The organism is Pseudomonas sp. FSL R10-2964 (assembly GCF_009600035.1).
GTDB lineage: Bacteria > Pseudomonadota > Gammaproteobacteria > Pseudomonadales > Pseudomonadaceae > Aquipseudomonas > Aquipseudomonas bubulae.
In genome coordinates, this window is the sequence record NZ_WIWH01000015.1 from 73,510 (window position 1) to 85,960 (window position 12,451).

General features: G+C 61.5%; 12 protein-coding genes. 3 read left to right on the forward strand and 9 right to left on the reverse strand.

Annotated features, from left to right (window positions below; all coding sequences use genetic code 11):
* Positions 1–33 precede the first annotated feature (33 nt).
* On the reverse strand, positions 34–816 hold the full coding sequence (locus GHN92_RS10585; protein WP_095000082.1) for a helix-turn-helix transcriptional regulator: 783 nt from the start codon (positions 814–816) through the stop codon (positions 34–36).
* Positions 817–909: 93 nt separating this feature from the next.
* Between GHN92_RS10585 and GHN92_RS10590 the strand changes: the two genes are divergently transcribed.
* Both GHN92_RS10590 and GHN92_RS10595 read left to right on the forward strand, forming a co-directional pair.
* A complete protein-coding gene (locus GHN92_RS10590) occupies positions 910–1,734 on the forward strand; it encodes a carbon-nitrogen hydrolase family protein (protein ID WP_095018489.1) in 825 nt (274 codons plus the stop codon).
* Positions 1,731–2,825 (forward strand): polyamine ABC transporter substrate-binding protein, encoded by a 1,095-nt coding sequence (locus GHN92_RS10595; protein WP_153380103.1) that lies wholly within the window; start codon positions 1,731–1,733, stop codon positions 2,823–2,825. The genes GHN92_RS10590 and GHN92_RS10595 overlap by 4 nt, the downstream gene beginning before the upstream one ends.
* A 136-nt stretch (positions 2,826–2,961) precedes the next feature.
* Here GHN92_RS10595 and GHN92_RS10600 read toward each other — a convergent pair whose 3' ends face one another.
* From GHN92_RS10600 to nikA, 5 genes are read right to left on the reverse strand one after another with little or no spacing between them, the layout of a single operon-like run.
* Positions 2,962–3,747 carry an ATP-binding cassette domain-containing protein gene (locus tag GHN92_RS10600; protein WP_153380105.1) on the reverse strand — a complete coding sequence of 262 codons (786 nt, stop codon included), beginning with the start codon at positions 3,745–3,747 and terminating at the stop codon, positions 2,962–2,964.
* A complete protein-coding gene (locus tag GHN92_RS10605) occupies positions 3,744–4,517 on the reverse strand; it encodes an ATP-binding cassette domain-containing protein (protein ID WP_095024618.1) in 774 nt (257 codons plus the stop codon). Before GHN92_RS10605 ends, GHN92_RS10600 begins: the two co-directional genes overlap by 4 nt.
* Positions 4,514–5,359: a nickel ABC transporter permease subunit NikC gene (gene nikC, locus GHN92_RS10610; protein WP_095019861.1), complete on the reverse strand. Its 846-nt coding sequence runs from the start codon at positions 5,357–5,359 to the stop codon at positions 4,514–4,516. The genes GHN92_RS10605 and nikC overlap by 4 nt, the downstream gene beginning before the upstream one ends.
* Positions 5,356–6,297, reverse strand: a complete 942-nt coding sequence (nikB, locus tag GHN92_RS10615) for a nickel ABC transporter permease subunit NikB (protein ID WP_153380107.1) — start codon at positions 6,295–6,297, stop codon at positions 5,356–5,358. Before nikB ends, nikC begins: the two co-directional genes overlap by 4 nt.
* Before the next feature lie 3 nt (positions 6,298–6,300).
* Positions 6,301–7,875, reverse strand: a complete 1,575-nt coding sequence (gene nikA, locus GHN92_RS10620) for a nickel ABC transporter substrate-binding protein (protein ID WP_095000089.1) — start codon at positions 7,873–7,875, stop codon at positions 6,301–6,303.
* A gap of 90 nt (positions 7,876–7,965) precedes the next feature.
* Here nikA and nikR point away from each other — a divergent pair, with 90 nt between their 5' ends.
* Positions 7,966–8,373 carry a nickel-responsive transcriptional regulator NikR gene (gene nikR, locus GHN92_RS10625; protein ID WP_095000090.1) on the forward strand — a complete coding sequence of 136 codons (408 nt, stop codon included), beginning with the start codon at positions 7,966–7,968 and terminating at the stop codon, positions 8,371–8,373.
* Positions 8,374–8,418: 45 nt separating this feature from the next.
* Here nikR and GHN92_RS10630 read toward each other — a convergent pair whose 3' ends face one another.
* The 3 genes from GHN92_RS10630 to GHN92_RS10640 all read right to left on the reverse strand — a co-directional run bounded on the left by GHN92_RS10630 (position 8,419) and on the right by GHN92_RS10640 (position 12,422).
* Complete coding sequence (locus GHN92_RS10630; RefSeq protein ID WP_153380109.1) at positions 8,419–10,830, reverse strand: TonB-dependent siderophore receptor; 2,412 nt, start codon at positions 10,828–10,830, stop codon at positions 8,419–8,421.
* Positions 10,831–10,941: 111 nt separating this feature from the next.
* Positions 10,942–11,913, reverse strand: a complete 972-nt coding sequence (locus tag GHN92_RS10635) for a DUF4880 domain-containing protein (protein ID WP_095000092.1) — start codon at positions 11,911–11,913, stop codon at positions 10,942–10,944.
* Positions 11,910–12,422, reverse strand: a complete 513-nt coding sequence (locus GHN92_RS10640) for a sigma-70 family RNA polymerase sigma factor (RefSeq protein ID WP_095000093.1) — start codon at positions 12,420–12,422, stop codon at positions 11,910–11,912. Before GHN92_RS10640 ends, GHN92_RS10635 begins: the two co-directional genes overlap by 4 nt.
* Positions 12,423–12,451 lie beyond the last annotated feature (29 nt).

A 12,451-nucleotide genomic window follows, 5' to 3' on the forward strand; every position in this document is an offset into this window, starting at 1 on the left:
TACACTGCGAGGCGCTGCCACGTTAAGCGCTTTTTATTCTTGAGCCTGCAAAAACAGCGAGAACAGTTCGGACTGTGACTTGATTCCCAACTTGCCGTACATGTGCTTGCGATGGACCTTGACGGTCTCCGCAGAAATTGCCAGTTTTCGGGCGATTTCCTTGTTCGAACAACCACTTAGCAGCAACAGGGCGACTTCCATTTCGCGTGCGGTCAACGGCGAGGTCAACTGCTCGGCAGCCGCTTCAAGGCGGCTTTGCCAGTTGGGCGTGAGCTCCGGTGCCTCCTTGGGGTCGCGCTCAAAAACCAGGCGCTGGCGCATCAAGGCGGCCACCCACGGCTGCACCAACCCCAGCAATGCACTCTGTTCCAGGCTGAAACGGCACTGGCTGCCCAGTGACAGGCTCAGGGTGCGTTGATTGTCGAGTTGCACATTGATATGCACCTCGTCGGTAACGATATTCAGGCGGAAATAACGCTGGTAGTAGTCGGTCTGTTCAAAGCATTCGGGGGCCACGTCCTGCAGGCGGAACAAGCCGCTTTGCGGTGCTTCACGGTTGGCGATATAAAACGGGTCCAGCAGGTAAAGCCCCTTGAGGTAGTCCTGGAACAGCGAATCCATGCCACCGTCTGCACCGGGGGACTCGGCCAGAACCTGTGGCTTGCCAGCGCTGTAGATCAGCACCACCCAGTTGTCCACGGGTACATAGCGGCCCAGCAAACGTACCAGCGCAGTCCAGAAATTGGGCCGGTCCAGGGTTTCGATCACGCGGCCCATCGCGTCATGCCAGGCCACATCCTGCAAGGTCAGATTCATCTCACTACCCACCGGGTGTTACCCCATCGAAGTCATTTATTGGCGCGGTGCCGCGCACCATACTCGGCTCATCCCACCCTGCAAGGATCCGAGATGAACATTGAACTGGTGCAACTGGCAGGCCGTGACGGCGACACCGCTTATAACCTGTCGCGTACATTGAGCGCCATCGCCAGCTGCGCTGACGATACTGCGCTGCTGGTATTCCCGGAGACCCACCTGACCGGCTTTGTCGGCGGCCAGCAACTGGCGCAGGTGGCGGAGCCATTGACCGGCCCGACCCTGGGTGCGGTATTGCAGGCCGTACGCGAACGTGGAGTCAGTGTGGTGGTGGGGCTGGCGGAAAATCATCACGGCACCTTCTATAACACCTCGGTACTGGTCACGCCCGAGGGGATCGCCTTGCAGTACCGCAAGACCCATTTGTGGCCAAGTGAACGCGGCGACTTTACCCCCGGCGACCGTTTTACCACCGTGCTCTGGCAGGGTGTGCGGGTTGGCCTGCTGATCTGTTATGACATTGAGCTGCCGGAAACCGGCCGAGCACTGGCGCAACTGGGGGCTGAACTGATCATTGTCACCAACGGCAATATGGACCCCTACGGCCCGGTGCATCGTACCTCGATCATGGCCCGTGCCCAGGAGAACCAGGCGTTTGCGGTGATGGTCAATCGCGTCGGTAGCGGGGATGACGGGCTGGTGTTCGCGGGTGGCAGCATGGCGGTCGATCCGTTCGGGCGGGTGTTGCTCGAGGCCGGGCGCGATGAGATTCGCCATGTTGTAGCGCTGGATCTGGATCAGCTCAAGGCTGCCCGGCGAGACTACGACTACCTCAAGGATCGTCGCTTGCTGCTGTCGGGTGAACAGCTCGAACACCCGGACGGGCGTCGCGAACTGTTGATTGGAGCCAGCCAATGAAGACTAAAAACACGACGGTTATTGCCCTGGCTGCGCTATTGGGTTGCAGCCTGGTTCACGCCGCCGAACCTCAGGTGAATATCTACAACTGGTACGACTTTATCGCTCCGGACACGATGAAAAACTTCCAGGCCGAAACCGGCACAGCCTCGATGTACGACGTGTTCGACAACAGCGATGTGATGCAAAGCAAGCTGATGGCCGGTCGCAGCGGGTATGACGTGGTTGTGGCCACCGGTGACCTGCTACCCAACCTGATCAAGGCCGGGGTGCTCAAGGAACTCGATCGGGGGCAGTTGCCCAACCTCGCACACCTGGACCCGGCCATCCTTGCCAAGATGCAGAGCAATGACCCCGGCAATCGTTATGCCGTGCCGTATTTGTGGGGCACTACCGGGGTGGGTTATGACGTCGACAAGGTCAGGGCGATACTTGGGCCGGATGCGCCGGTGGATTCCTGGGACCTGATCTTCAAGCCCGAGAACCTGAGCAAATTGAGCCAGTGCGGTGTAGCCATGCTCGATGCCCCCGGTGAAATCATTCCAATCGCCTTGCACTACCTCGGCTTGCCATACAACAGCAGCGACCCCCGGGACTATGCCAAGGCCGAAGCGTTGCTGCTGACGTTACGTCCTTATATCCGCTATTTTGACTCGTCGAAATTCATTACCGACCTGGCCAATGGCAACGTCTGCGTGGTGCTGGGTTGGGCAGGCGGGGTGCAAGACGCCAAAACCGCCTCGCAGGTGGCCGGCAATGGGCGCAACATCCGCTACAGCATCCCCCGTGAAGGGGCGCCGATCTGGGTTGAGAGCCTGGTGTTGCTCAACGACGCGCCCAACCCGCAGCAGGGGCTGGCCTTTATCGACTACATGCTGCGCCCGCAGGTGATAGCCCGGACTTCGACCTACCTCAAATATCCCAATGCGAACCAGGACGCCAGGCCACTGATGGACCCGTCGTTGCGCGACAACCCGGATATCTACCCTGACGAGAAAGTCATGGCCACTTTGTTCCCGCTGGAGCCGTTGCCGCTCAAGCTTGAACGGGTGCGCACGCGGGTGTGGAGCAAGGTTAAAAGCGGAACGTGAAGCCAGCCTTTGTCGATACTCCGTTACAGGTCAAGCCCTATTGTGGGAGCGAGCCTGCTCGCTCCCACAGTTGCAGTTTCCTGTAGCCGCTGTCGAAGGAACAGGCAACTGCTACGGTTTGTGGGTGTTAGCCGTTTCAGGCCTGCAACTGCGGCTCACGAACGCTCCTGGCCCTGGGCATCGCCGGCAACACCGCCTCCTGCAAGGTTCGCGCAGCCGGGTGAGTAAAGCGCATCTGCGCCGTGACCGGCAGGTCTTCCACCAGCTTGCCGTCTGCCAGTACTACCACCCGTTGGCAAAAACGCTGCACCAGGCTCAGGTCATGGGTGATCAGCAAAAAACCGGTGCCCGACTCGCGCCGTACCTGTGCGAGCAAATCCAGAATCTGCACTTGCAGCACCCGGTCAAGGTTGGACAGGGCTTCGTCGAGGATAATCAGCTGCGGGCCGATCGCCATGGCCCGGGCAATACCGGCGCGCTGCAGTTGCCCGCCGCTCAGTTGTGCCGGGAGCTTGTCGATGTCACGGGCCTCAAGCTGGACTTGCTGGAGCAATTGCTCAACCCGGGTCCTGCACGCCGAGGCGTCCATGTCTGAAAGATGGCGCAAAGGCTCGGCAATGCTCCAGCCAATGCTGCGCTGGGGGTTGAAAGCGCTGAGGGCATCCTGAAAGACCATCTGCACACGCTGTAAAAACGGAGGCTGACCCTTGAACACAATGCTGCCCTGGTCGGCGCTTTCCAGCCCCATCAGCAGGCGCGCCAGGGTGCTTTTACCGCTGCCGCTACCTCCCAGCAGGCCAAGGCTTTGACCTTCGTGCAGGTCCAGATTCAAGCCGCTCAGCACCTGTACCCGATGCCGTTTGCTGAACAGCCCGCCAGCGCTGTAACCGTGCTCAAGGTCGCGTACCTGAATAAAACTCATGGCGCGCAGCTCTCCATTGTCAATGAGTGGTGTGCTGCCAGCAGCGTGCGTGCTTCCTGGCTTTGCGGTGAATTGAACAGCCGGTGAACATCGGCCTGTTCGACAATACGGCCGTGGGCCATGACGCTGACCTGATCGGCGCAGCGCGCCACCACGCCCATGTCATGGGTGATCAGCAGCACGCCAAGGTTGCGCTGCGCTACCAGTCGTTCCAGCAGGTCGAGAAAACGTGCCTGCGCCACAACATCCAGATCGCTGGTAGGTTCGTCAGCCAGCAAAAAACGGCTGTCGGCGAGCAGGGCCAGGGCGATCATCATCCGTTGCAGCATGCCGCCGCTCAGTTGAAAGGCAAATGAGTCGAGCACCCGTTGAGCATCGTGCAGGCCCACTTCCTGCAAGGTGCTCTGAATCAGCTGCTCGGCCTCGGCACCTTGCAGGTCGCGGGTCTGGAGGGTTTCAAGGGCATGCTGGCGCAGTGAGCGTACCGGGTTGAAGGCACTGCGCGGGTTCTGCAGCACCAATGCCACTTCGCGCCCACGTAATTGCGCAGCATCCACCACCTGGCCATCCAGCAACAGGGTGGCGCCGCTGCTGTGTACGCCAGGAGGCAACAAGTCGAGGATGCCCAGGCTGGTTAGCGATTTTCCTGAGCCGCTGGCACCGACCAGCGCATGCACCTGGCCGGCCCTGAGGGTCAGTTCGGCCCGGTCGACCAGGGTGCGTTGCCGGTGTTTGAGGGTCAGGTCGCGAATCACCAATGTGTGTTTCATTCCTTGATCTCCGCCAGTACGCTGGGGTCAAGGCGGTCGCGCAAGGCGTCGCCCAGCAGGTTGAAGGCCATCACCGAGATAAAGATCATCAGGCCCGGCCACAGCAGCAACTGCGGCTGGGTCCAGATAAATTCCTTGGCATCGTTGATCATCACGCCCCACTCGGGGGTTGGCGGGCTGACGCCCAGACCCAGAAAGGACAAGCCCGAGACGTGCAGCATCATGTGGCCAATGTCCATCGATGCCAGCACCAGCAGTTGCCCCACGACGTTGGGCATTACATGCTGGCGCAGCCGGGTCAGGCGCGAGGCACCGGCCAGTCGTGAAGCCAGCACATAATCCCGGTTACGCTGGGCCAGCACCATGCCGCGAACCATCCGCGCATACCAGGCCCAGTGGGACAGCGCGATGGCGATGATCACATTGGTCAGGCCGGTACCCAGCAAGGCGATCAGGAAAAACGCCAGCACCAGGGTGGGGAAGGTCAGGAACATGTCGCACAGGCGCATCAGGAACATGTCGAGCTTGCCGCCGACTATCCCGGCGATACCGCCAATCACCACGCCCAGCACCAGTACCAGACCCAGCACCAGCACCACGCTGCCCAGGGACAGTTGCGTACCGACGATCAGGCGCGAGAGCACGTCGCGCCCCAGGTGGTCGGTGCCCAGCCAATGGCTGGTACTGGCGGGCAGCAGACGCTCGTCCAGATTCACCAGGGTGGCGTCGTAGGGTGCCAGCCAGGGGCCGAACAGCGCCATCAGCAACAGCAGGGCAACCAGCCCGTAGCCGATGCGCGCGCCGTATTTTTTACCGGTATAGACCGCCGCTATTGTGCTCATGCCATCACCCCCGAGAAACGTGTGCGCGGGTCTAGCCAGGCGTAGCAGATGTCCACCACCAGATTGCACAGCACCAGCAGTGTGGTCAGCAGCAGGGTGAAGCATTGCATCACCGGGAAGTCACGGTTGAGCACGGCGCTGACCGCGAAGCGGCCAACACCGGGCCAGGCGAAGATGGTTTCGATCACAAGGGCACCTCCGAGCAACTCGCCAATGTGCATGCCGGTGGCGGTCACCAGCGGCATCCAGGCATTGCGCAGGATATGGTCGCGCCATACACGCTTTTCGTTCAGGTCACGGGCCCGGGCATAAAACACGTGTCGATGCTCACGCACATCCAGCAGGCTGGCGCGCAGCAGGCGGGCGTTGATCGACATCGACATCAGGGCAATCGCCAGAACCGGCATCAGCAGATGCTGCGGACCACCACGGCCCATCGGCGGCAGCCAGCCCAGCCACAGCGAGAACAATGCAATCAGCAAAAAAGCCAACCAGAAATTGGGCATGGAAACACCGATAAAGGTGATGAAGCGCACCACCTGGTCGGGCCAGCGACCTTTCCAGCGGGCCGCCGCCAGACCCAGCGGAATGCTCATTACCAGCGTGGCAAGCAGCGCCAGACCACCCAGCTGAAGGGTGGCGGGCAGGTAATAGAGGATGTCATCGAGCACCGGGCGCCCGGTGATATAGGAGGTGCCGAAGTCCAGGTGCACGGCGTTCCACAGCCAGGTGAGGTACTGCTCGGGCAGTGGCCGGTCCAGGCCCAGTGCGTGGCGTGCCTCGGCCAGCGCGGCGTCGGTTGGAGGGATCTGCGACAGGCGCAGGTAGTCCAGGGCCGGGTCGCCATTGCCCAGGTGCAGCAGGACAAAGACGATCAGTGACACCCCCAGCAGCACCGGGATCAGCAGCACAAGCCGCAGGATAATATAGCGCAGCATGGTTTATGGCTTCCCTGTGGTGGGGTGCATCACTTCGAACGGCACATCAAACAGCGTGCTGCCGAATTGAACATTGTCGACGTTTTTTCCGCTGACACTGATGGCCGTCAGGTGTGAGATCGGCAGGTACACGGCCTGATCGTGCAGGGTGGTGAGGATCTCGCGGTAATCGTCAGCGCGCTTGCCCTCGTCGGTTTCGCCCAGTACTTCGGCGATTTTCCGGTCGATGGCCGCCTTCATCGGCAGGCCGAGCTGGGCCATGTAGTCGGCGTGTCCGGCGTAGCGCATGGAGCTGACAAACGAGTGCGGGTCATAGGGAGCGCCCCAGGTATCGGCGAAGATCATGCCGAACTTGCCCTCGCGCTGGCGCTGCACCAGGGCACCGTCTTCTTCGGCGCGCAACTTGACGTCGATGCCGACCTTGGCCAGTTCGCCCTGAATGATTTCGGCGAGGTTTTTTTGCAGGGCACTGGGGCCCAGAAACACCAGTTCGATACTTAGCGGCTGGCCGTTTTTTTCACGAATGCGTTTGCCTTCAGGGACTTTCCAGCCTGCCGCTTCCAGGTTTTTTTTGGCCTGTTCGGGGTCGTAGGGCAGTGCCTTGAGGCCCAGGTCGGCATACGGCATGTTGCTGGCGAACAGCGCATCGGCCCGCGGCTCCTGGCCATGCAGCACCTTGGCAATGATAGTGTCCTTGTCCACGGCCTGATTGATCGCCTGGCGCACGGCCAGTTCATTGGTCGGAGCCAGGCCGGTATTCATTGCCACGGTACGGGTGGCCAGCGGTGCGGAAATGGCCGTCTTGAAGCCCGAATCGCGCAGGCGCACAAAGGTACCGGGGGAGATTTCGCCGTCGGCACCCTGAATCAGGTCGATTTCACCGGTTTGCAGGGCAATGGCGCGGCTGTCCGGGTCGGAGATGACTTTCACCAGTACCGAACCATAGCCCGGTTTGGGCCCCCAGTAGTGCGGGTTGCGCTCGAAGCGGTCGAACTCGCCACGGCGGGTTTGCGTCAGTACCCAGGGCCCGGTGCCCACCGGCACGCCGGGCTTTGCCTCGGGGGCGGCAAAGCGCAACGGGCGAACCTGCGCCAGTTCCATCAGGGTCGGGTAGTAGGGGTGTTTAAGCACCAGCACCAGGGTGTGCTCGTCCGGTGCTTCGACACGCTCCAGGGTGGAGACCAGCTCCATCCACTGATGACGCTTGCTGTTGGCGAGCACCGCGTCGAGGTTGGCCTTGGCTGCGGCTGCGTTGAACGAACTGCCGTCACTGAAGGTCACACCGTCGCGCAGGGTGAAGGTGTAGGTCTTGCCATCTGCTGACACTGTCCATGACGTGGCCAGCCAGGGTTCCAGAGTGCCTTGGGCGGTGTAGCGCACCAGCGGTTCATAGACCATGGCCTGGGCATACATCTGGTTCGGCGAATAGCCGCGAGGGTCCAGCGGCCCGGCATTGGTTGGCCACGAGTAGGTCAGTGTGGGGGCTGCATCGCCCGCCCATGCAGTCGACAAGCCTGCGCTCAGGCAGGCTCCAATCATCCATAAGGTCAGCTGTTTTTTAGTCCATGACTGCTTCACACTGCGTCTCCCTCAGTTGATGGCCAGTGGCCTGATCAGATGCTGGGTATGAAGTCTATGTCAAAAGTTCATAACTGCGAGGCCGATTAGATGCAGAGGGTCACTATTTCGCTGGACGATGCTTTATTGGCCGAAATTGATGAGCGCGTTGGCACCCACGGCTACCAGGGGCGCTCCGAGGCCATCCGCGATCTGTTGCGCGCCGGCCTGCTGGAACCGGAGCAGGGCGACCCGCAAAGTGCCTGCGTGGCAACCTTGAGTTACGTCTATGACCACGCCACCCGGGAGCTGTCCAAGCGTCTGAACACGGCCTTTCACGAGCACCATGACCTGACCCTGTCGACGCTGCATGTGCATCTGGATCAGGGCAAGTGCATGGAAGTCTCGGTGCTCAAGGGCACGGTCGGCGAGGTGGCGCAGCTGACGCGCCAGGTGATGGCCGAGCGCGGAGTGCGCCATGGCAGCGCGCAGATTATTCCATTGGGAGATCTCGAGTAGCGCTGGGTCAGTGCTTGAGTATCCAGCGGGCGCAAAAAAAGCGCCCTAGAAATCCCAGCGGGTATTGACCATTACATTGCGCGGGTCACCGTAATACGCCGTGTTGTAGAAGCCGATATTGGTGTAGTACTGCTTGTCGAACAGGTTGTTGACGTTGAGTGTGGTGGACAGGTGCTCGCTGACCTGGTACTTGGCCATTGCATCGACCAGCCAGTAAGCGTCCTGGCTGAAGTCCTGGTACTGGTCCTTGGCGCGGTTGTAGATGTTCTGCCAGCTGCGGTTCTGCCAGCGTGCGCCGCCACCGATGGTCAAGCGGTCCAGCGGCCCCTTGAATTTATAGGTGGTGTAGAGGCTCAACTGGTCTTCGGGCTCCCAGGTCGAGATTTTTTCGTCGTCGCTGCCGCGAATGACCTTGTGAGTAAAGCCGGCCTGGGCCTGCCAGCCCGGTGCCAGTTCGCCGGACATCTCGGCTTCGAAGCCCTTGGCCTTGGCCTTGGTGCCGACTGATGCATAGAGGATCGACGGGTTGGTCGGATCGGCGTTGTACTCGGCGTCCGGTTCGGCGCGGTTGCTTTCATGTACCTCGAAATAGGCCAGGCTGGTGTTCAACCTGCCGCCATAAAACTCGCCCTTGATTCCCACTTCGTAGTTTTTGCCTTCATCGGGCTCAAGCACTTTGTTGTTGCGATCGCGGTTGTAGGTTTGCGGCATGAAAATGTCGGTATAGCTGGCATACGCGGTGAAGTTGTCGTTCAGGTCGTAGGTAACACCCACGTAAGGCACGAGGCGGCCGGTCTCGGTGGTGTGGTAATCCCCGGTCAGCCAGTAGTTGGCCAGCCGTGTGCCCAACAGCAGGTTAAGGTCGTCGGTCAGGTTGAAGCGTGCGCTGATGTAGCCTGCGGTCTGGCGTGTGGTGGTGTCGTTGTATTGGGTCGGTGCGCCCCAGTCCGGCTCGGTGGTCTTGCCGTCGAAGTTCCAGAAATCAATGACGTTGGCGCTGAGGAAGGTCGGGTTGCCGTAGTCCTTGCCTTGCCAGTGGGCGCTGGAGGCCGATGCGCCGATCACCAGTTCATGCTCGCGGCCAGCCAGGCTGAAGGGGCCGCTGAAGTAGGCATCGGCGGCGTCGGTGCGGGTGTTCCCGGTGAATTTGTTGGCATAGATCGACGACAGGCCGGTGGCCGGGAAGGGGCCGCTCATGACCGAACCCAGCGGCGCATCGTAGCTGTTGACCTGATGGGTCAACTGGCCCTTGCCGACCCAGCCGTTGGCGAAGCTGTGCTCCAGGGTCGCGAACACGCTCTGGGTGGTCTGCTCCCAACGGCTCCAGTTGGCGCCGTTGTTGTACGAGCGCTTGACGTCGATACGCTCGCCGTTGCGGTCGAACAGCGGGCGGCTGCCCGACCAGCCCGAGGCGTGGGGGTCGTTGTTCTGGTAATCAAAGCCCAGGGTCAGGAGGGTGTCATCGCTGAGGTCGGCTTCGAGGGTGCCGAAATAGACCCCGGTCTTGCGCTTATAGCGGTCCATGAACGAGTGCTTGTCCTGGTAGGCCGCCACGGCACGGCCGCGAATGTTGCCGCTGTCGGTCAGCGGGCCGCTGACGTCAACCTGGGTGCGGTAGTTATCCCAACTGCCGGCACCGACATCGATGCTGGCCTTGAATTCGCGGGTCGGCTTTTTGCGGATCAGGTTGATCGTCGCCCCCGGGGATCCGGCACCGGTCAAGAGGCCCGTGGCGCCCTTGAGGATTTCCACGCGGTCGTAGATGGCCATGTCACTCAGGGTCTGGCCCGAGGAGTACGCCGAGTTGCGCAGGGTGGGAATGCCGTCGTACTGGAAGTTCTCCACCGAGAAACCGCGGGCATAGTAGTTGGTGCGCTCGCTGTCGAAGGTCGAGACGGTGATGCCAGGGGTATGGCGCATCACCTCGTCGATGGAGTTGAGGCCGAAATCATCCATATGCTGGCGGGTAATCACGGTGATCGACTGCGGCGTTTGCCGTGGCGTCAGTACCATGCGTGTGGCCGTGGCGATGGTGCCGGGGGTATACGAGCCGCTGCCTTCGGTAATGGTCCCAAGCTGGTTGGAGGTAACCTGGGTGGCCTGCAATTGCAGTTCACCGTTGCCTTGCGCTGGTCTGGCAATAACCCGGTAACCGTCGCCGTCAGTGACCGCCTGCAGGCCCAGCGGGGCGAGCAGCCGTTGCAGGCCTTCGTCGACGGCAAAGTTGCCGCTCAAGCCACTGCTGCGCATACCGGTTGTCAGGCTCGAATCCACCGCGATCATTACCCCGGACTGTTGGCCAAAACTGCCCAGCACCGCGTCCAGGCTGCCCGGCGCAATGCTGTAGGCATGCTCGCTGCCTGAGGCTGCGAATGCGCCTTGGCTGGCCGTGGCAATGGATAAACCGAATACAAAGGTGCGCAAGGCACCGGCGAGGGGGGTAAGTCGGCTGTGCATAAAGACTGTCCATGTATGAAAAGGGTCGGCGTTGCGCTGTTAATCAGCGTCTTCCCTGAACTTGATGCACCAGATAAGAAAAACTGCCGGCGGTATTGAAAATAATTATTTTCAGGCCGCGACCACGTTGGCCCAGTAGCCAAACACTCGCTGCACGCGGATTGGCAGCACCCGCGTGAGCAGGTCGAGGCTGGCATCGGGGCGGTCGATGGAGAACGATCCCGACACCCGCAATGCCGCGACTTGCGGGTCGCAGCGCACCACGCCACGGCGGTAGAGGTTGAGCTGGGCAATCACCTGGCCCAGTGGCATGCGTTCGGCGATCAGCAGGCCGTTGACCCAGGCATCGGCACCGACCGTGACCGGGCGCGGTGTGCTGTCTGTCTGGCTGTCGAACGTTACCTGCTGGCCGGCATCCAGACTCAAGCTGTCGCCCCGTGCCAGCTTGATCGATGCACTGCCGCTCAGCACCTGGACCTGGGTGCCTGCCTGCCACGGCAGGTTGTGGCTGATCACCAGGCGTGAGCGGGGCGCGGGCAGCACCTGGCCATTGGCGGTGCTGAGCCTGATATCGCCAGCGCTGACCAGCACGCGGCCCAGGCTCAGGAACAGTTCGGTGCCAGCGGCGGTGGTGCGGGTATCGAGGGCGGTGTGGGTGTCGAGGGTCAGGTCGACACCCTCTGCCAGAGTTAATTGGCGCCGCTCGCCGGTGGCGGTGCGATAGTCACTGAACAGCTCTGGCAGCAGCACCCGTTCCCGCACCCCATAGCCGGTGGCCAGCATCACGCCCAGGCCGGCAAAGCCCTTGAGCAGCGTGCGTCTGCCCGGGGCATTGCGCGAGCGCAGCAACGTCCGGGCACCGGCGGCAGGCAGCATGCGGGTGCTGTCGCGAATGTCGGTATTAAGCCCGGTGAGGCGCTGCCAGGCCAGTTCATGTTGCGCGGATTGCGCGCGCCAATGCTGGCAGGCCAGAAGCTCGGCCTCGGTGCTGACGCCCGATTGCACGGTAACCATCCACTGCAAGGCTTGCTCGACCACATCCTGGTCGAGGCGCTGGGTGTTGGCGGGCTCGAACAGACTCACCCGGTGTAGACCGCGCTGTAGCAGTGTCGGTAAGCCTTGAGCATGGCTTTTTGCACCACGTTGACGGTCAGGCCCATGCGTTCGGCGATCTGCGGGTAGGTCAGGCCGTCCAGTTGCGACAGCAAAAAAATCTCCCGTACTTTTGCGCCCAGGCCATCGAGCACCTGGCCGACGGCGTCCAGTGCCTCCAACACCAGCAGGCGAGATTCCGGGGAGGGCACAAGCTGCGGCTCCAGGAGCGCCAGGGACTCCATATAGGCCCGCTCCAGCGCCTGACGACGGAAGTATTGGCCGCACAGACGGCTGGCAATGGTGGTGAGATAGGCCCGGGGTTCGCGCAGCGGCGCGGGTGTGTCGGTACGCAACATGCGCACAAACGTGTCCTGGGCCAGATCCAGAGCCTGCTCCTGATTGCCCAGCTTGCGGCGCAGCAACTGCACCACCCAGCCGTGATGCTGAACATAGAGTTCACCCACGGCACGGCGTGAGGAAGGGGAGGACGTGAGCATCGATTGCAATCCCGGAGCAGACACTGACA